Origin of the sequence: Nocardioides aurantiacus, assembly GCF_003752505.1 — a bacterium.
In the GTDB taxonomy this organism is placed as follows: domain Bacteria; phylum Actinomycetota; class Actinomycetes; order Propionibacteriales; family Nocardioidaceae; genus Marmoricola; species Marmoricola aurantiacus.
In genome coordinates this window covers 2,440,580-2,459,432 of record NZ_RKHO01000001.1, presented here as the reverse complement: position 1 = coordinate 2,459,432, position 18,853 = coordinate 2,440,580, and the positions used below count along the sequence as shown (strand labels likewise).

General features: G+C 74.2%; 14 protein-coding genes. 9 read left to right on the top strand and 5 right to left on the bottom strand.

The genetic code is table 11. The annotated features are described in order from the left end of the window. Positions 1–20 precede the first annotated feature (20 nt). The 4 genes from EDD33_RS11775 to EDD33_RS11760 all read left to right on the top strand — a co-directional run bounded on the left by EDD33_RS11775 (position 21) and on the right by EDD33_RS11760 (position 8,138). The gene (locus EDD33_RS11775; protein WP_123391041.1) at positions 21–4,844 is read left to right on the top strand and encodes an NAD-glutamate dehydrogenase; all 4,824 of its coding nucleotides are present in this window, start codon (positions 21–23) and stop codon (positions 4,842–4,844) included. Between the two features lie 134 nt (positions 4,845–4,978). Beyond that, entirely contained in the window at positions 4,979–6,409 is a 1,431-nt protein-coding gene (locus EDD33_RS11770) for an amidase (protein ID WP_246003483.1), read from the top strand. Next, positions 6,394–7,305 carry an SDR family NAD(P)-dependent oxidoreductase gene (locus EDD33_RS11765; RefSeq protein ID WP_246003482.1) on the top strand — a complete coding sequence of 304 codons (912 nt, stop codon included), beginning with the start codon at positions 6,394–6,396 and terminating at the stop codon, positions 7,303–7,305. Before EDD33_RS11770 ends, EDD33_RS11765 begins: the two co-directional genes overlap by 16 nt. An 8-nt stretch (positions 7,306–7,313) precedes the next feature. Beyond that, entirely contained in the window at positions 7,314–8,138 is an 825-nt protein-coding gene (locus tag EDD33_RS11760) for a DNA-formamidopyrimidine glycosylase family protein (protein ID WP_123391037.1), read from the top strand. Here EDD33_RS11760 and EDD33_RS11755 read toward each other — a convergent pair. The 3 genes from EDD33_RS11755 to ku form a co-directional block, all read right to left on the bottom strand. Then, positions 8,135–8,722 carry a class F sortase gene (locus EDD33_RS11755; RefSeq protein WP_123391034.1) on the bottom strand — a complete coding sequence of 196 codons (588 nt, stop codon included), beginning with the start codon at positions 8,720–8,722 and terminating at the stop codon, positions 8,135–8,137. The two genes, EDD33_RS11760 and EDD33_RS11755, sit on opposite strands and share 4 nt — an antisense overlap. A 10-nt stretch (positions 8,723–8,732) precedes the next feature. Then, a complete protein-coding gene (locus EDD33_RS11750; protein ID WP_123391032.1) occupies positions 8,733–9,989 on the bottom strand; it encodes a hypothetical protein in 1,257 nt (418 codons plus the stop codon). A 79-nt stretch (positions 9,990–10,068) separates the two neighbouring features. Continuing rightward, positions 10,069–11,046, bottom strand: a complete 978-nt coding sequence (gene ku, locus EDD33_RS11745) for a non-homologous end joining protein Ku (protein WP_123391031.1) — start codon at positions 11,044–11,046, stop codon at positions 10,069–10,071. A gap of 55 nt (positions 11,047–11,101) precedes the next feature. Here ku and ligD (EDD33_RS11740) point away from each other — a divergent pair, with 55 nt between their 5' ends. Together ligD (EDD33_RS11740) and ligD (EDD33_RS11735) are read left to right on the top strand one after the other, a co-directional pair. Further along, positions 11,102–12,025: a non-homologous end-joining DNA ligase gene (gene ligD / locus EDD33_RS11740; protein ID WP_123393351.1), complete on the top strand. Its 924-nt coding sequence runs from the start codon at positions 11,102–11,104 to the stop codon at positions 12,023–12,025. Between the two features lie 9 nt (positions 12,026–12,034). After that, on the top strand, positions 12,035–12,943 hold the full coding sequence (ligD, locus tag EDD33_RS11735; protein WP_123391030.1) for a non-homologous end-joining DNA ligase: 909 nt from the start codon (positions 12,035–12,037) through the stop codon (positions 12,941–12,943). Positions 12,944–13,069: 126 nt separating this feature from the next. Here the strand turns inward: ligD (EDD33_RS11735) and EDD33_RS11730 are convergent, their stop codons facing one another. Beyond that, positions 13,070–15,028: a patatin-like phospholipase family protein gene (locus EDD33_RS11730; protein WP_170169796.1), complete on the bottom strand. Its 1,959-nt coding sequence runs from the start codon at positions 15,026–15,028 to the stop codon at positions 13,070–13,072. Positions 15,029–15,095: 67 nt separating this feature from the next. Beyond that, positions 15,096–15,458, bottom strand: a complete 363-nt coding sequence (locus EDD33_RS11725; protein ID WP_123391028.1) for a VOC family protein — start codon at positions 15,456–15,458, stop codon at positions 15,096–15,098. Positions 15,459–15,776: 318 nt separating this feature from the next. On the opposite strand from EDD33_RS11725, the gene EDD33_RS11720 reads away from it, so the two are divergent. The 3 genes from EDD33_RS11720 to EDD33_RS11710 are packed head-to-tail and all read left to right on the top strand — an operon-like array spanning position 15,777 to position 18,849. Further along, the gene (locus EDD33_RS11720) at positions 15,777–17,081 is read left to right on the top strand and encodes a TadA family conjugal transfer-associated ATPase (RefSeq protein WP_123393348.1); all 1,305 of its coding nucleotides are present in this window, start codon (positions 15,777–15,779) and stop codon (positions 17,079–17,081) included. Continuing rightward, positions 17,081–17,926: a type II secretion system F family protein gene (locus EDD33_RS11715; RefSeq protein WP_123391026.1), complete on the top strand. Its 846-nt coding sequence runs from the start codon at positions 17,081–17,083 to the stop codon at positions 17,924–17,926. Before EDD33_RS11720 ends, EDD33_RS11715 begins: the two co-directional genes overlap by 1 nt. Next, complete coding sequence (locus EDD33_RS11710) at positions 17,923–18,849, top strand: type II secretion system F family protein (protein WP_056543867.1); 927 nt, start codon at positions 17,923–17,925, stop codon at positions 18,847–18,849. The genes EDD33_RS11715 and EDD33_RS11710 overlap by 4 nt, the downstream gene beginning before the upstream one ends. The last annotated feature ends 4 nt before the right edge of the window (positions 18,850–18,853 follow it).

Genomic DNA, 18,853 nt, shown 5'->3' with positions numbered 1-18,853 from the left:
CCTCGTCCTAACCTCGGAGGGTGACGGCGCTGGAGCAGGACAAGTCCGAGCTGATCGACCGGGTGTGCGACGTCGCACGGGGCGCGGCCGGAGCCGCACCCGCCGGCGTCGACGTCACCGAGGTGATGACGGCCTTCTACCGCCACGTGGCGGCCGAGGACCTGCTCGAGCGCGACCCGCAGGACCTCTACGGCGCGGTCATGGCGCAGCTGCGGCTCGCCCGTGAGCGACCCCAGGGGACGGCCGCGGTCAAGGTGTCCACCCCGACGGTCTCGGTCAACGGCTGGTCGGCGAGCGGGCACACCGTGGTCGAGGTGGTCACCGACGACATGCCGTTCCTCGTCGACTCGGTGTCGATGGCGCTGGACCGCTCCGAGCACGACGTGCACCTCGTGGTGCACCCGCAGGTCGTCGTACGACGCGACCTGACCGGCACGTTGCAGGGGGTGCTCGACGAGCAGAGCAGCACCGAGGACCACGACGTGGCCCGGGAGTCGTGGATGCACGTCGAGATCGACCGGGTGCCCGACGAGGACCTGCCGGCGATCACCGAGCAGCTGACCAAGGTGCTCCAGGACGTCCGCGACGCCGTGGAGGACTGGTCGCGGATGCACGCCCAGGCCGGCCGCATCGTGGAGCGGCTGCGCTCCGACCCGCCGCCGCTGCCCGAGGCCGAGCTGGCCCAGGGCGCCTCGCTGCTGGAGTGGCTGGCCGAGGACCACTTCACCTTCCTCGGCTACCGCGAGTACACCCTGCGCGCCACCGACGAGGGCGACGTCCTGGTCAGCGTGCCCGGCACCGGATTCGGCATCCTGCGGGCCGACCCCGCCACGCCGCGGCCGCTGCCCGGCCCCGTGGCCCGTCACGCCCGCGACCCCCACCTGCTCGTCCTGGCCAAGGCCAACTCGCGGGCCACCGTGCACCGCCCGGTGTTTCTCGACTACGTCGGCGTGAAGGTGTTCGACGAGTCCGGCGCGGTCGTGGGGGAGCAGCGGTTCCTGGGCCTGTTCTCCTCCGCGGCCTACACCGAGTCCGTACGCCGGATCCCGGTGCTGCGCGAGAAGGCGGCCGCGGTCATCGACGAGGTCGGCCTGGACCCCACCAGCCACGCCGGCAAGGCGCTGATGGACGTGCTGGAGACCTACCCCCGCGACGAGCTGTTCCAGACGCCGCTGGAGGACCTCGTCCCGATCGCCTCGCAGGTGATGCTGACCCGCGAGCGCCGGCAGCTGCGGCTGTTCGTGCGCCGCGACCGCTACGCCCGCTTCCACTCCTGCCTGGTCTACCTGCCGCGCGACCGCTACAACACCGCCGTGCGGGAGCGGATCGCCGCGATCCTCACCGAGCGGCTGCACGGCGACAGCATCGAGTACACCGCCCACGTGGGCGAGTCCTTCGCCGCCCGGCTCCACTTCGTGGTGCGTCCCGCCGAGGGCGAGGCGCTCGCCGACGTCGACGTCGCCGACCTGGAGCGTCGCTGCGCCGAGGCGGCCCGGTCCTGGCGCGACGACTTCGTCCACGCCGTCGTGGCGGCGTACGGCGAGGAGCAGGGCAGCCGCCTCGCCCGGACCTACGCCGGGTCGTTCCCCGAGGCCTACAAGGAGGACTACCTCCCGGTCACCGGGGCCAACGACCTCGGCCGGCTGGAGCAGGTCGCGGGCGACGACGGGCTGGGCCTCTCGCTCTACCAGGACGTGGCCGCCCCCGCAGGCGAGGCGCGGCTGAAGGTGTTCCGCGTCGGCTCGCGGCTCTCGCTGTCGCAGGTGTTGCCGATCCTGTCCACGATGGGCGTCGAGGTCGTCGACGAGCGACCCTACGAGCTCGAGGGGCTGCCGCGGGAGTCGTTCATCTACGACTTCGGGCTGCGCTACCACCGGCCCTGGCCCGACCAGGTCCGCGAGCGCTTCCAGGACACGGTGGCGGCGGTCTGGGACGGCCGCAACGAGAGCGACGGGTTCAACGCCCTGGTGCTGACCGCCGGGCTGACCTGGCGCCAGGCCACCGTGCTGCGCGCCTACGCCAAGCACCTGCGCCAGGGCGGCACGCCGTTCGCCCAGGACTACATCGAGGGCGCGCTGCAGGGCAACGTCGACATCACCCGCGCGCTGGTCGCGCTGTTCGAGGCGCGCTTCGACCCCGGCACGCGCCACGAGATCCCCGCGGCCGGCGGGGCGCGGGTCGCGCGCTGCACCGAGATCGAGGAGCGCATCACGCGGGCGCTCGAGGAGGTCACCAGCCTCGACCACGACCGGATCCTGCGCTCCTACCTGGCGATGGTGAAGGCCACGCTGCGCACCAGCTACTACGTCACCGACGCCGACGGTCGACCGCTGGACCGGCTCTCGTTCAAGCTCGACCCGGCGGCGATCCCCGACCTGCCGGCCCCGCGGCCCAAGTTCGAGATCTTCGTCTACTCGCCCCGCGTCGAGGGCGTGCACCTGCGCTTCGGAGCCGTCGCGCGCGGCGGCCTGCGCTGGTCCGACCGGCGCGACGACTTCCGCACCGAGGTGCTCGGGCTGGTCAAGGCGCAGATGGTCAAGAACACCGTGATCGTGCCGGTCGGCGCCAAGGGCGGCTTCTTCGCCAAGCGGCTGCCCGACCCGGGCGACCGGGAGGCGTGGCTGGCTGAGGGCGTCGCGGCGTACACCTCCTTCATCTCGGGGCTGCTCGACCTCACCGACAACCTCGTCGACGGGCCGGACGGCCGCGAGGTCGTGCCGCCCGCCCGGGTGGTCCGGCACGACGACGACGACCCCTACCTGGTCGTCGCCGCGGACAAGGGCACCGCGACCTTCAGCGACATCGCCAACGGCGTCTCGCAGCAGTACGGCTTCTGGCTCGGCGACGCGTTCGCCTCGGGCGGCTCGGTGGGCTACGACCACAAGGCGATGGGCATCACGGCGCGCGGCGCCTGGGTCTCGGTGCGTCGGCACTTCCGGGAGATGGGCGTCGACTGCCAGCGCGAGGACGTCACCGCGGTCGGCGTCGGCGACATGTCGGGCGACGTGTTCGGCAACGGGATGCTCTGCTCGGAGCACATCCGGCTGGTCGCGGCGTTCGACCACCGCGACGTGTTCGTCGACCCCGACCCCGACGCGGCCACGTCGTACGCCGAGCGCAGGCGGCTCTTCGACCTGCCCCGCTCGTCCTGGCAGGACTACGACACCTCGCTGATCAGCACGGGCGGCGGGGTGTGGCCGCGCAGCGCCAAGTCGATCCCGGTCAGCGCCGAGATGCGTACGGCGCTCGGCCTGCCCGACGGCACGGTGCGGATGACACCGGCCGAGCTGCAGCGCGCGATCCTGCTGGCACCGGTCGACCTGCTGTGGAACGGCGGTATCGGCACCTACGTCAAGTCCGCCGCCGAGAGCCACGCCGAGGCCGGCGACAAGGCCAACGACGCCATCCGGGTCGACGGCGCCGAGCTGCGGGTGCGCTGCGTCGGCGAGGGCGGCAACCTCGGTCTCACCCAGCTCGGGCGCATCGAGTACGCCCGGGAGGGCGGTCCCGACGGGGACGGGGGCCGCATCGACACCGACTTCATCGACAACTCCGCCGGCGTCGACACCTCCGACCACGAGGTCAACATCAAGATCCTGCTCGACCGCGTGGTGAGCGAGGGTGACCTGACCGGCAAGCAGCGGGGCACGCTGCTGGCCTCGATGACCGACCAGGTGGCGCAGCTGGTGCTGGCGGACAACTACGAGCAGAACCTCGCGCTCGCCAACGCCGAGTCGCTCGCGCCGGCGCTGCTGCACGTCCACGAGGACTGGATGCGCACGCTCGAGAAGGCCGGCGTGCTCGACCGCGAGCTCGAGGGCCTGCCCAGCCGCCGGGCCGTGGCCCGGCTGCGCGAGCGCGGCCTGGGGCTGACCGCGCCCGAGCTGGCGGTGCTGATGTCGTGGACCAAGATCGTGCTGGCCGAGCAGCTGCTCGCCAGCGACCTGCCCGACGACCCCTACTGGCGCGGCGAGCTGTTCGGCTACTTCCCCTCCGGCATGCGGCAGGACTACCGCGCGCAGATGGAGGCCCACCAGCTGCGTCGCGAGATCGTGGTGACGCAGGTCGTCAACCAGCTGGTCAACGCCGCGGGCATCACCTACGCCCACCGGCTCTCGGCCGAGGCCGGGGCCAGCACCGCCGACCTCACCAAGGCCCACTTCGTGGCCCGCGAGATCTTCGGCGCCGACCGGCTGCGGGCCGACATCGCCGGGCTCGACCACCAGGTCGACGCGGCGGTGCAGACGCGGATGCGGCTGGAGGTGCGGACCCTGGTCGAGCGCGGTGCGCGCTGGCTGCTCGACGGCCGCCGCATCGAGGCGGAGACCGACAACCTCGTCGACACCTACGAGGTCGTCGTCGAGCAGGTCATGGCCGAGCTCGCGACACTGCTGCAGGGCGAGGAGCTCGAGGCGTTCGAGGCCCGGCGCGACGAGCTGGTGGGGCTCGGCGTGCCCGAGCCGCTGGCCGCCCGCGTCGCGGTCTGCCCGCCCGCCGCGATGCTGCTCGGCGTGGTCGAGACCGCGGTGCGGGAGGAGCGCGACCCGCTCGAGGTGGCCCGCACCCACATGGAGGTCGGCGCCCACCTCGGGCTGCCGCGGCTGCTGTCGCTGATCCTGCGGCTCCCGCGCGAGGACCGCTGGCAGTCGATGGCCCGGGCCGCGCTGCGCGACGACCTGCACGCCGTCCACGCCCGGCTGACGGCCAACGCGCTGGCCGGCGACCCGCCTCCTGAGCGCGACGGGGAGCAGGCCGTGGCCAGCCTCGCCGAGATCTGCTCCGACGACGAGGCCGACCTCGCCCGCGTCTCGGTCGCGCTCCGGGTGGTGCGGAGCCTGTTGTAGGTCTGGGGATGGTCTGGGGTCCCGGCGGTGTGGCAGTTCTTCCGGCGCAGTGGCCGGCGGGGTCTGCGTACGCCGGGGAGGGCGACCCGGCACCCCGCGGCTGGAGCCGAGCCGTGACGACTAGCCTCGGGCGCGTGATCCCTCCCGACACCGGCCTGATGGACCTGGAGGCGGCCGAGCTGGCGCGCCGTACCACCGCGGGGGAGGTGTCGGCGGCTGCGCTCGTCGAGGCCTCGCTGGCGCGGATCGCCGAGCGCGACCCGGCCCTGAACGCCTTCTCCGTCGTGCTGGCCGACGTCGCGCGCGCGGAGGCCGCGGAGCGCGACGCTGCCCGCGAGCGCGGGGAGGCCACCGGCCCGCTGCACGGCGTGCCCGTGGCGATCAAGGAGGAGCTCGACGTCGCGGGTTGCGTGACCACCTTCGGCGGGCGCGCCAACAGCACCCCGGTCGCGGCCGACTCCGAGGTGGTCGCACGGCTGCGCCGGGCGGGCGCGGTCGTGGTGGGCAAGACGCGGATGCCGGAGTTCGGGCAGTGGCCGTTCACCGAGTCCGTCGACGGGGGCCGCACCCTCAACCCGTGGGACCCGCGGCACACCCCGGGCGGCTCCAGCGGCGGCACGGCCGTCGCGGTGGCCGCCGGGATGGTGCCCGTGGCGATCGGCGGCGACGGGGGCGGCTCGATCCGGATCCCGTCGGCCTGCTGCGGTCTCTACGGCCTGAAGCCGCAGCGCGGCCGGGTGAGCACCGCGCCGCACCCGCACCTGTGGTGGGGTCTGGGCACCGTGGGGCCGCTGGCCCGCTCCGTGCGGGACTCCGCACTGGTCTACGACGTCCTGCGCGGTACGACGCACGCCGACCGCTTCACCGCGGCCGAGCCGGCGACGTCGTTCGTCGAGGCGGCGGCCGCCGAGCCCGGGAGGCTGCGGATCGGCTGGTCGACCCGATCGCAGCTGCCGCTGCGCCACCCCGCCGCGGTCGATGCCGCCGCCGTCCGGGACACCGCGGCGCTGCTGAGCGACCTCGGCCACGACGTGCGTGAGGTGCAGCCGCGCTACCCCGACGCCACCGCGGCGTTCCTGCCGCAGTTCTTCGGCGGCGTCCGTGACGAGGCCGAGCAGGTCGAGCACCCGGACCGGCTGGAGCGGCGTACGCGCCAGACGCTGCGGCTCGGACGGTGGGCCTCGCGCCGCGCGGTCGAGCGCGGCCTGCGGGCGGGGGAGCGGCTGCGGGAGAAGGCCGACCGCATCTTCGACGACGCCGGCATCGACGTGCTGCTGACCCCGACGCTCGGGCAGCGGCCGCCCCGGGCGGGGGTGCTCGACGGCCTCGGCGCCGTGCGGGCGATGTGGGTCGCACAGCCGATGATCGCCCACTGCGCGCTGTGGAACCTCACCGGTCAGCCCGCGGCCGCGGTGCCGGCCGGGCTGGCGCCCGACGGGCTGCCCCTCTCGGTCCAGCTGGTCGGGCGCACCGGTGCCGAGACCACGCTCCTCTCGCTCTCGGCCCAGCTCGAGACGGCCCGGCCGTGGACCATGCCCGAGCAGACCCGGTGGGCGGACGCGTGACCGACCTGCTGCTCACGCCCCGGGCGCTGCTGCGCCGCCACCTCCTCGCCCCGCTCGCGGCCGCGGCGGGGCGTCCCCTGCCCAGCCCGCTGCGCGGCCAGGTCGTCCTGGTCACCGGCTCCTCCTCCGGCGTGGGCGAGGCCACCGCGCTCGAGGTCGCCCGCCGCGGTGCCACCGTGCTGTGCGTGGCACGTCGTCGCGCCGAGCTCGACCGGGTGGTCGCCGAGGTGCGGTCGGAGGGCGGCGAGGCGCACGGCTACACCTGTGACCTGACCGACGCGTCGGCGGTCGACGCCCTGGTGCAGCAGGTCGAGGCCGAGCACGGCCGGGTCGACCTGCTGGTCAACAACGCCGGGCGCTCGATCCGGCGCTCGCTCGAGCTGTCCTACGACCGCGTCCACGACTTCGAGCGGACCATGGCGGTGAACTACTTCGGCCCCGTCCGGCTCACCCTGGGCCTGCTGCCGGGGATGCGACGTCGCGGCCACGGCCACGTCGTCAACGTGGTCACGTGGGGCGTGCAGCTCAAGGCGCCCAAGTTCGCGGCGTACATCGCCTCCAAGACCGCGCTCGACAGCTTCGCCCGCATCGCCGGCCGCGAGACCTGGGCCGACGGGGTGACCTTCACCAACGTGCGGCTCGACCTGGTGCGCACCGACATGATCGCGGCGACCGACGCCTACCGCCGCGCGCCCGCGAAGTCGCCGCAGCAGGCCGCCGCGATGGTGGTCCGGGCGCTGGAGGACCGGCCCGTGACCGTCTCCACGGTGGCCGGCCGGGTCGGCGAGGTGCTCAACCTGGTCGCTCCCCGGCTCAGCGACGCCGGGTGGGGCTGGGCCGCCGCCCGGGTGCCGGACTCCGAGGCCGCGCGGGTCGGTGCCGACCGGTCGGCTTAGATGGAGCGGTGCCCGAGGGAGACAGCGTCTGGAAGCTCGCGCGGCGCCTCGACCGGCAGCTGTTGGGACGCGAGGTGGTCCGTTCCGACTTCCGTACGCCGCGCCTGGCGACCCGTGACCTGGCCGGTCGCACCATCACCGAGCACGCCACCCACGGCAAGCACCTGCTGACCCGGTTCGACGACGGGCTGACGCTGCACAGCCACCTGCTCATGGACGGCGCGTGGAGCGTGACCGGGCCCGGGAAGCGGCTGCCGGGCCGGATGATGCGCGACGTGCGGCTGGTCCTGGAGACGGGGGAGCGCACCACTGCCTGGGGGCTGCGCCTGCACCAGCTCGAGATCGTCCGCACCCGCGACGAGCACCGCATCACCGGCCGCCTGGGCCCGGACCCGCTCCACGAGGACTGGGACGCGAGCGAGGCCGTACGCCGCCTCGGCGCCGAGCCCGGGCGGCCCCTGGTCGCGGCCCTGCTCGACCAGCGGCTGGTGGCCGGCCTGGGCAACCTGTGGGTCAACGAGCTGGCCTTCCTCACCGGCGTCAGCCCGTGGACGCCGGTGGGCGAGGTCGACCTCGCCCGCCTCGTCGACCGGGCGGCGCTCGCGCTGCACCGGTCGGCCACCGTCGAGGGCGCCTACCAGGTCACGACCGGCAACACCGCCCGCGGCGAGACCCACTGGGTCTCGGGGCGGCAGCGCCGACCCTGCCTGCGCTGCGGGACGACGGTGCAGATGGTCGAGGAGGTCGCAGGCGACCCCGAGCAGCGGCGTACGTGGTGGTGCCCGACCTGCCAGCCGGGCCCCGTGCCCGCCTCGCGCGCCGGCCGCCGTTAGCGCTGGCGCACTCCGAGGGGCCGGGCGAAGGCGACGATGTTGCTCTCGAAGTCCGAGCCGTTCCAGTCGGTGCAGGTGATCAGCACCAGCCGGGTGCGCTGCCGGTCCTGGCCGAAGAGGGACGTCGATCGCTCGGCGAGCTCGGCCTTGCTCAGCGTCTCCACGCGGGTGGTGCGGTAGACCATCGCGCCACGGGGCGTGACGACCCGGACCACCTGGCCCGGACGGAGCTTGCCGAGCTTGTCGAGCACGCCGCCGCCGGTGTGCACGGTGTGCCCGGTGAGGACGGTCTGGCCGCGGGTCGCGCCGGGGCGCACGCTGCGCTTCCACCAGCCGACGACGTCCACGTCCTCGGGCGGGTCGAGCACGCCCGACGGGCTGACCTCGATGGGGGTGATCGGTGCCCGGACGCCCAGCGCCGGGACCACGAGCCGCGTGGGATCGGACGGCGCCGACAGCGGCCGGAACTCGCCGGGCGTCTCCTCCGCCTGGGAGGGGAGCACCGCGCCGAAGCCGATCAGCCCGACGGCCAGGACGAGCAGCACGCTGGTGAGACGGGTGAGTGCGTGGTCGATGAGGCTCATGGTTGCCGCCTCAGCCGAGGTGGCGACGGATGCCGAGCACGCCCGCGAGCGCGATCAGCAGGCCACCGAGGGCGACGCCGGTCAGCGGGGCCGCCTCGGCGAGCCGCGTCGACAGGGTCGTCGTGGCGGGCGCGCCCTCGACACCGGCGGACACCGCGGTCGGGAGCTTGGGGAGCGCCTTCTTCGGCGTGGCCGGGGGAGCGGCCTCGGTCGGGACCCGGTCGGCGGGGCCGCAGTTGGCGTTGCCGACCTGGACGTCGGCGAGGCTCGCGCCGACGGCGTCGGCCGCGGCGGGCAGCACCTGGGCGTGCAGGGCGGTCACGCGGATGGAGTCGTCGGTGGGGCGGCTCTGCTCGTTGAGCACGACGCTCAGCAGGTTGTCGCGCAGGGGGGCGAGCTGCCCGTCGATGTTCTCCCGGAACGCCGTGACCAGCTCGGTGCGGGCCTGGTCGGTCAACTCGGCGAGGGGGCCGGTCGCGCCGTTCAGGCCCTGCTCGAACTGGGTCGACACCGCGCCGAGCAGGGTGTCGGCGACCTTGCTGAGGTCGGTGGTGACCTCGGTGTTCGGCGCGGGGTTGGCCGGGAGGTCGACGACGTCGATCTGCTGACCGCCGCCGCTGAGGACGAGCTCGGCGTTGGTGAGGCTCGCCGAGCCGGTGGGGGACCCGTCCTCGACCCGGCAGCGACCCTCGATGGCGTCGAAGCGGGCCGTGAGCCCCAGGGGGCCGAGCTCGTCGTCGACGGCCCCGATGACCTGGCCGAGGATCGTGTCGAGCTCCTCGCTGCCGCCGGGGAGCACGTCGATGATGCGCTGCAGCTCGGCCGGCAGCTGAGCGGGGAGGTCGGTGGGCGCCTCGAGGCCGATCGCGTCGAGGCCGATGTCGCTGAGCGAGCCCGAGACGGTGTCGCCCGGGGTGAGGCACGAGCCGTCGCCGATCTGGACGATGCCGCCACCCGCTCCGGCCACGCCGGCGCAGGCGGCCGAGAACCCGTCACCGGCGGTGGCCTGCTGGGTCAGCACGCCCAGGTCGACGAAGTCCTGCGAGAACGGCGCCGGCGAGGGCTGGGTCTCGCCGGTGCGCGTCTCCTGGCCGTCGTACGTCGCCCCGGCCGTGCCGGTGCCCTGGCCGTTGCCGGCGATCGACACGGTGAGGGCGTTGGCGTCCGCGCGCGAGACCACGGCCGCGGCGGTGGCCGGCGCGGCGGCGAGGGCGGTGAGGACGACGGCGCCACTGGCGGCGAGCAGGCGCGTGCTGGTGCGGGTCATGCTGATGGATTCCCTCCCCCAGGGCACGCCCCGGTGGCGTACGAGGGGGACAACGGACCAGGCGGCCCGGGGTTACGCCTCAGCTGGCCTTCTTGGCCTGCTTCTTCGCGGGCGCCTTCGTGGCCGCGCTCTTCTTCGCCGCGGCCTTCTTGGCCGGGGCCTTCGCGGCGGTCGACTTCTTGGCGGCCGGCTTCTTCGTCGGCTTCTTCGCGGGGGGCTTCGCCGACGTGGTCGCGTCGGCCTCGGGCGCCTCGTCGGCGTCGTCGGAGGACGGCTTCTCGCCGCGGGAGGTGCGGGCCGCGTCGACGCTGCGCTGCAGGGCGGCGAGCAGGTCGACGACCTCGCCGGAGGACTTGCGGGTCTCGGGGGTGCGCTTGACCTCGCCGCCCTCGATCTTCGCCGTGACGAGCGCCTCGAGCGCCTCGCGGTAGTCGTCCTCGTAGTCGTCGGCGTCGAAGTCGCCGGCGAGGGTCTCGACCAGCATCTGCGCCATCTTGACCTCGGCGGGCTTGGCCTCGCTGGTGTCGACCGAGCCGAAGTCGGCCTTGCGGATCTCGTCGGGCCACATCATCGTCTGCATCACGATGACGTCGTCGCGCACCCGCAGCACGGCCAGCGACATCCGGTTGCGCAGCGAGACCGTCACCAGCGCCATCCGGTCGGCGGCCTCGAGGGCCTCGCGCAGCAGGGCGTAGGGCTTGGCCCCCGACTTCTCCGGCTCGAGGTAGTAGGACTTCTCGAACAGCATCGGGTCGATCTGCTCGCTCGGCACGAACTTCTCGACGCTGATCTCGCGGCTGCTGCTGGCCGGCAGGTCGGCCATGTCCTCGTCGGTGAGGATGACCATCTCGCCGTCCTCGGTCTGGTAGCCCTTGGCGATGTCGGCGTACTCCACCTCCTCGCCGTCGAGGCTGCAGACGCGCTGGTACTTGATGCGGCCGCCGTCCTTGGCGTGGACCTGCCGGAAGGTGACGTCCTTGCTCTCGGTCGCGGAGTATAGCTTCACCGGGACGCTGACCAGCCCGAAGGAGACCGCACCCTTCCAGATCGCACGCATGGGTCCAGGATGCCCCGTGCCGGGGGAGGTGCGCCAGACTGGCCGGGTGCTGCCGATGCTCGCGACCAAGGGGGACCACGTGCCCGCCGCGGAGGGCTGGGCGCACGAGGTCAAGTGGGACGGGATGCGGGTCCTGGTCGACGTACGCCGCTCCGGCGTCCGGGTGTGGTCGCGCAACGAGAACGACGTGACGGTGTCGTTCCCCGAGCTGCAGGGGCTGGCGTCGCTCGGCCTGCCCGACGTGCTGCTCGACGGCGAGGTCGTGGCGCTGGGGGAGGGGGTGCCGTCGTTCGGCGCCCTGGCCGACCGGATGCACGTGCGCGACGCCGCCCGGGCGCAGCGGCTCGCCGAGCGCAACCCGGTCACGCTGATCGTCTTCGACCTGCTCGCCGCCGACGGCGAGGAGCTGCTCGACCGGCCGCTGTCGCAGCGACGTGCGCGCCTCGAGGACCTCGGGCTCGACGGTGCGGCGTGGCAGGTGCCCCCGACGTACGCCGACGGCGCGGTGCTGCTCGACGCGGCGGAGCAGCAGGGGCTCGAGGGGATCGTCAGCAAGCGGCTGGGCTCGCGCTACCACCCCGGGCGGCGCAGCAGGGACTGGCTGAAGTTCCCGATCCGCCCCACCGCGTCCTACGTCGTCGGCGGGTTCCGCTGGGAGACCGGCTCCGACCACCGCCTCGGTGCGGTTCTCGTCGGCGAGCCCGGCAGCGACGGGCTGCGGTTCCGCGGGCGGGTGGGCAGCGGCATCGCCGGGAAGGCCGGGGTGGTGCTGGCCGGCCTGCTCGGGCCGATGCGCACGGACGCCTCGCCGTTCTCCGCCGAGCTCCCGCGCCTCGACCGTCAGGACACGGTGTGGGTGGAGCCGCGGGTGGTGGTCGACGTGCAGCACCTCGCGCTGACCAGCGACGGCCGGCTGCGGCAGCCGGCGTACCGCGGGGTGCGCACGGACCTCGACCCGGACGACCTGCTCGGTGCGTAGCGTGGCCCCGTGAGCCCACCGCGCACCGAGACCCGCGTCGAGGTCGACGGGCGGGTGCTGACGCTCGTCAACCTCGAGAAGGTGATGTATCCCCGCACCGGCACCACCAAGGCCGAGGTCCTCCACTACTACGCCCAGGTCGCGCCGGTGATGCTGCCGCACCTCGCCGACCGCGCCGTGACCCGGATCCGCTGGCCCCACGGCACCGGCGACGCGAGCTTCTTCGAGAAGAACGCCCCGTCGGGCACGCCGTCGTGGGTGCGCACCGTGGCGGTGCCGACGACCGGGTCGCGGTCCGCGTCGGGGGAGGACGGGGAGCTGCGCTTCCCGGTGGTGGACTCCCTGGCCACGCTGACCTGGCTGGTCAACCTGGCCGCGCTCGAGCTGCACGTCCACCAGTGGACGGTCACCCGCACCGGGCGGCCCCGCCACCCCGACCGGCTCGTGATCGACCTCGACCCGGGCGAGCCCGCCGGGCTGATGGAGTGCGCGCAGGTCGCGCTGCTGGTCCGGGAGCGACTGGCCGAGGACGGCCTGGAGACGGTCCCGGTGACCAGCGGGTCCAAGGGCCTCCACCTGTACGCCGGTCTCGCCGGCGACCTGTCGGCCGACGAGGTCCGCGACTACGCCAAGGAGGTCGCCGAGGACCTCGAGCGGTCGCACCGGTCGCTCGTGGTCAGCCAGATGACCAAGGCCCGGCGCGGCGGCAAGGTGTTCCTCGACTGGTCGCAGAACACCGGCTCGAAGACCACCATCGCGCCGTACTCCCTGCGCGGCCGCGAGACGCCCACCGTGGCCGCGCCGCGGACCTGGGAGGAGGTCGAGGCCGGCGCCGAGGACGTGCTCGGGCTGGAGCACCTGCGCTACGACGAGGTGCTGGCCCGGATCGCCGAGGACGGCGACCTGTTCAGCGCCTGAGTGCCGCCGGGAGGAGCGGGGCCCGAGAGGGCTGGATCTCCGCCACCCCCGGGACACGGCGGTCGATCCTGCCCGGCCCTCAGCATGCCCCATCGCAGATCCGGTCAAACCGGACGTGACGGACGATCAGCGCGGTCCGGGCGCCTTTCCGGCCCGGTCGCTGGGCACCAGTCGCATCTGCGGTCGTGGCTCCGGCGCGCCCCGGGTGAAGGCGTCGGCCGGCTCGGTGCGCCACTCCTCGGCGGTGTCGAGCAGGCCCTCGGTGCGGCGGTTGACCGCCTCCCGGCGTACGTCGTCGAGGGGGTACGACGGCAGCGGCGCGTCGGCCGGCGCGCCGTCGTCTCCGATGCCGACCCAGTGCGCGTAGGGCGTGGTGCCGGGCAGCACCGTCTCGTAGCCCGCCCGGAACGACCCGAGCACGTCGGAGAACGCAGCCCCCGCGGTGCGGAACCGCAGCCAGCGGTGGCTGTCCCACCCGGGGGCGGGTACGACGCCCGGCTGGTCGCCGGCGTAGCGACGGACCAGCCGCTCGGCCGCCCCCGCCCCGCGCTCGGAGAGCGCCAGGACGACCGGCTCGGGCATGTCGAGGTTGAGCCCGCCCTCGGTCTCGTCGTGGAGCACCGTGACGATCCGGTCGCGGTAGCCGGGCATCGCCAGCTGGGCCTCGTCGACCCAGGTGCGCGCCGTCTCCACGATGCTGCCGAAGAAGGTCAGCAGCAGGCCCAGGCCGGAGCCCTCCCACACCGTCTGGCGGCGGGCGACCTGCTCGTCGTCCTCGGGCAGGTCGGAGTTCTGGTGCTCGTCGGGGCTCTTGGGGCGCTCGGGCGGGAACTCCGCGAGGTTGATGGCGAACGTGGGGCGCCGGGGGAGCGCCGCGTCGAAGAAGTGCAGCGGCAGGTTGGCGCAGATGCCGCCGTCGGAGAACCAGTTGACCTGCGCCTCGCGGGCCGGCAGGTCGGCGACCGCGTCCTCGGGCGAGCAGGTCGGGTCGGCGTCGAAGCGGGCGGCCGCCTGCTCGCGGCAGGTCCGGTTGACCGAGCGCCGCTCGTCGTAGGCGTGCAGCGGGACGGCGGCGATCAGCCCGGGGAAGCTCAGGCTCATCCGGACCGCCACGACGACCGGGAGGTCGTTCGGCGCGGGGAACGGCAGCAGCCGGGGCTCCCGGCCGCCGGCGTGCAGCCGCTGCACGGCGCGGATCCAGTCCTCGCGGTCCGGCGGGGTGGCGGGCGTCGGGTCGACGTGCTCCATCCGGTCGACCACCGCGGCGGGGAAGAGGGTGCGGAAGTGGGCCGGCTCCCACCAGTAGTCGTCGTCGGCCAGCGGCATCGTCAGCGGCTGGCGCCGCGAGAGGTTGGTCGTCATCAGCTGCAGCCGGACGCCGACGGTCTCGAGGTCGCCGAAGGTCACGGGCGGGTCGTCGAGGGTGCGGCCCGCCAGGTGCTGGAAGGTCTCGTGGAGCCAGGGCGTGAGCGCCGGGGTGGTCGCCCCGGGCGGGGTCGCGCCCGAGGAGAGCCCGAAGCCGACCTCGGGCAGGGCGGCGAGGTCCCGCAGCGCGCCGTACGCCGTGCCGGCCACCAGGCCGAGGACGGCCAGCAGCAGCCCCGCGACCAGGCAGACCCAGGCGGCGGGCCCGCCGAGGACGAACCCGAGGACGACGAGCACGACGCCCAGGGCGGCGCCGGCGGCGGCGTACGGGAGCCAGGCGCGGAGCGCGGTGCCGACCATCGCCACGGCGCGACCGCGGCCGGACGTGCCGAGCCCGGCGGTGACCAGGGCGAAGAGCCGGCGCATTCGCGGCTGGGGCGCGAACAGGGTGAACAGCCGGCTGCGGCCCGGCTCGACGGTCTCGGTCAGCAGCCGCGGGAGCGCGGTGAGCTTCTCGAAGCCGCCGCTGGTGCGGCCGAGCTCGGCGCAGGCGGCGGCCGCAGCCGCGATGGCGCCGGCCGACGCGCCGCCCACGGAGCGGAGCCGGTAGACGCGCGAGAGGGCGGTGACGGCGAGGGGGTAGACGACACCGCTCGTGATGCCGCCCTTCATCACGAGGTCGCACTCGAGCGGGGGGCCCGGGGGTGGGGCAGCGGTCACGGCGGTCTCCTTCGTCCCGCTCATCCTGGCCCGGTGGCGCGTCCGTGACCAGGACGCGACCGCGGCGTCAGCTCACGCAGAGGCAGAACGGGTGGCCGGCGGGGTCGAGGAAGACCCGGAAGGTCGTGCCCGGCTGGTGCTCGTGCTTGGTCGCGCCCAGCTCGAGCACGGCCTTCTCTCCCTCGTCGAGGTCGGCGACGTTGACGTCGAGGTGGAACTGTTGCGGTCGCTCCTGGCCGGGCCAGTCGGGGGCGGCGTAGTCGTCGACCCGCTGGAAGCAGAACGAGTGGCCGTGGTCGGCCCGGACCTCCGCCCAGCCGCCGTCCTCGTCCACCTGCACCCCCCAGTCGAGCATCGCGCCGTAGAACTCCGCGAGCACGCGGGGGTCGGGGCAGTCGAGGACGGTCACGGGGAACTGGGCGATGGCCATGCCCGGCACGCTAGACCCGCCCGCGGACAGGGCGTGTCCTCAGCGGGTCTCGTCCACACGTGGTCGATCTGCCGGACGGTGGCCTCGGCGAGCTCGCGGCCGGCGTACCGCGACGAGGTGGAGCGCCATCGCGATATCCGAGCTGACCCCGCCCGACGTGACGAGGGTGCCGCGGGGCCAGGGCATCCGACACCACCGACCCCCGGTGGGTCTCGTTTCTGCGTCGGCTGTGGGCTGGTGTGACTGCTGTGGCGTGGTTGTCCACAGATCGGTCGGCGGGGGTTTCACCAGGTCAGCGGCGGGGTGATGCTGCTGGGCATGTCAGTGGACGTCTCGGGCGCTGGCGCTCCTCGCGCGGTCCCTCCCAGCTCTGCCCAGGTCGAGCCGGGTCTCGACCTGGACCTGGTGGGTGCGCTCGACGAGCTGGTGCGGGCCGCCGTACGCCGGGACGGGGTGGACCCGCAGCTCGACGTGCGGCACGTGCGCCGGATCGCCGAGCAGGTGGTGCGCGAGCACGACGACCGCAGCCTGACCGGCGTGGTCGCCCCGGTGCCCGACCCGGTCGGGACCGTCGAGGAGCTGGTGGCGCGGGTCTCGGGGTTCGGGCCGCTGCAGCGGTTCCTCGACGATCCGGAGGTCGAGGAGATCTGGATCAACGAGCCCTCGCGGGTGTTCGTGGCTCGCAGGGGGCGCCACGAGCTGACCAACGTGATCCTGACCCGCGCGGAGGTGCAGGACCTGGTCGAGCGGATGCTGAAGTCGAGCGGGCGCCGGATCGACCTGAGCCAGCCGTTCGTGGACGCGATGCTGCCGCAGGGGCATCGGCTGCACGTGGTGCTGGAGGGGATCAGCCGGCAGTTCTCGGCCGTGAACATCCGCAAGTTCGTGCTGCGGGCGGCGCGGCTCGCCGACCTGGTGCGGCTGGGGTCGCTGACCGCCCAGGCCGCGCAGTTCCTCGAGGCCGCGGTGCTGGCCGGGCAGAACATCGTCGTCGCCGGCGCGACGCAGGCCGGCAAGACCACGATGCTCAACTGCCTGGCCTCGGCCATCCCGGGCGGCGACCGGATCGTGTCGGCCGAGGAGGTCTTCGAGCTGCGGTTCGGACACCCGGACTGGGTCGCGATGCAGACCCGCCAGGTCGGGCTCGAGGGCAACGGCGCGGTGACGCTGCGCGACCTGGTCCGCGAGACGCTGCGGATGCGGCCGACCCGCATCATCGTCGGCGAGGTCAGGTCGGCGGAGAGCCTCGACCTGCTGCTCGCGCTCAACTCCGGCCTGCCCGGCATGGCGACGCTCCACGCCAACAGCGCCCGGGAGGCGCTGGTCAAGCTCTGCACGCTGCCGCTGCTGGCTGGCGAGAACATCTCGGCCCGGTTCGTGGTGCCCACCGTGGCGAGCTCCGTCGACCTCGTGGTGCACCTCGGCATCGACCTGGGCGGCACCCGTCGTGTCAACGAGATCGTGGCCGTGCCCGGGAGGGTCGAGCACGACATCGTCGAGACCGAGCCGATCTTCGTCCGCCGCGACGGCGAGCTGGTCCACGCGGGCGGCATGCCCACCCGGCTCGACACCTTCGAGCGGGCCGGCGTCGACGTCCACCGCATCCTCGGGGGAGGCGGCTGATGGGCGCTCTCCTGGGGCTGGTGCTGGGCGTCGGGCTGCTGCTGGTGTGGTCCTCGACCTGGCCGGCCGCGCCGGCGCGCACCCGGCAGCCGCGGCTGCAGCCCCTGCTCGCCCGGGCCGGCCTGCCCGACGTGAGCCCGGCGGGCTTCGTGGTGGTGTGCGTCGTGACCGCCGTGGCGGCCACGACCGTGGTGCTGCTGGCCTCGCGGACGGTGCCGGTCGCGCTGGCCTTCGGCGTCATGGGCGCCTACCTGCCCGTGGCGCTGCTGCGCGGCCGGGCCGAGCGCCGGCAGCGCGAGTTCGCCGAGGTCTGGCCCGAGGCGGTCGACAACCTGGCGTCGGCGGTGCGGGCCGGCATGTCCCTGCCGGAGGCGCTGGCGGCGCTCGCCGAGCGCGGTCCCGAGCCGCTGCGCAGGGCGTTCGCCGGGTTCGCGCTCGACTACCAGGTCGGCGGGCGCTTCGCCGTCGCGCTCGACCGGCTCAAGGAGCGGCTGGCCGACCCCGTCGGCGACCGGGTCGTGGAGAGCCTCCGGGTGGCCCGCGAGGTCGGCGGCGGTGACCTGGGCCGGTTGCTGCGCAGCCTCTCGGGCTACCTGCGCGACGACGCCAGGACGCGCTCGGAGCTGCAGTCGCGGCAGTCGTGGACCGTCAACGGCGCCCGCTTGGCCGTTGCCGCCCCGTGGCTGGTGCTGCTCCTGCTCTGCTTCCAGCCCGACGTCATCCAGCGCTACGCGACCGGGGCCGGGGTGGTGGTGCTCGCGACGGGCGGCCTGCTGTGCGCCGCGGCGTACCGGCTGATGGTGCGGATCGGCCGGCTCCCCGTCGAGCGGCGGATCCTGTCGTGACGCCGCTCCTCGGAGGCCTGCTCGGCGGCGCCCTCGGTGCCGGGCTCTGGCTCGTCGTCGTGGCACTGCTCGACGCCCGTCGTACGCCGATCGCGGTGCGCGTGCTGCCCTACGTGCGCGACCTCCCGCGCCCGGCGTCGTTGCCGGCGCCGCCGGCGTCGTCCAACGCCTTCGCGGGGGTGTTCGGACCGCCGCTGCAGGCCGCGGGACGGGCGGTCGAGCGTGTCATGGGCGGCTCGACGTCCGTGCGGCGCCGGATCGAGCGGGCCGGCCTGGAGATCGACGTCGCCCAGTTCCGCGTCGAGCAGGTGGTCTGGGGGCTGGTCGGCTTCACCCTCGCCGCGGTGCCCTCGGGCCTGGTCGCCGCCACCTCGCCGGAGCGGTCGGTGCCGTTGCTGGTGTTCTGCGGCATCGCGTTCGTCAGCGGCGTGCTGCTGCGGGAGAACCGCCTCAGCGCCCAGGTCGCGGCCCGCGAGCGGCAGATCCTGCAGGAGTTCCCGACCGTCGCCGAGCTGCTGGCCCTGGCCGTGGCGGCCGGGGAGAGCCCGGTCGCGGCGCTCGACCGCGTGGTGCGCCGCTCCTCGGGCGAGCTGTCCGCCGAGCTGGCGCGCGTCCTCGCCCACGTCCGCACCGGTACGCCGATCACCCGCGCCTTCGACGAGATGTCGGCCCGCTCCGGTCTGGCCGTGGTCTCGCGCTTCGCCGAGGGCGTGGCCGTCGCGGTCGAGCGCGGCACCCCGCTGTCCGACGTCCTGCACGCCCAGGCCGGCGACGTCCGCGAGGCCTCGCGACGCGCCCTGATCGAGACCGGCGCGCGCCGGGAGGTCCTGATGATGGTGCCCGTCGTCTTCCTCGTGCTCCCGACCGTCGTCGTCTTCGCGTTCTGGCCGGGCCTGGTCGGCCTGCGCCTGGTCGTGCCCTGACCCG

Excerpts from the sequence above, each read along its gene's own strand:
- EDD33_RS11725 (WP_123391028.1), bottom strand. The coding sequence starts at position 15,458 with ATGGCCATCGCCCAGTTCCCCGTGACCGTCCTCGACTGCCCCGACCCC.
- EDD33_RS11750 (WP_123391032.1), bottom strand. The coding sequence starts at position 9,989 with ATGACCCGCACCAGCACGCGCCTGCTCGCCGCCAGTGGCGCCGTCGTC.
- EDD33_RS11715 (WP_123391026.1), top strand. The coding sequence starts at position 17,081 with ATGGGCGCTCTCCTGGGGCTGGTGCTGGGCGTCGGGCTGCTGCTGGTG.
- EDD33_RS11755 (WP_123391034.1), bottom strand. The coding sequence starts at position 8,722 with ATGAGCCTCATCGACCACGCACTCACCCGTCTCACCAGCGTGCTGCTC.
- ligD (WP_123393351.1), top strand. The coding sequence starts at position 11,102 with ATGCTCGCGACCAAGGGGGACCACGTGCCCGCCGCGGAGGGCTGGGCG.
- ku (WP_123391031.1), bottom strand. The coding sequence starts at position 11,046 with ATGCGTGCGATCTGGAAGGGTGCGGTCTCCTTCGGGCTGGTCAGCGTC.
- EDD33_RS11720 (WP_123393348.1), top strand. The coding sequence starts at position 15,777 with ATGTCAGTGGACGTCTCGGGCGCTGGCGCTCCTCGCGCGGTCCCTCCC.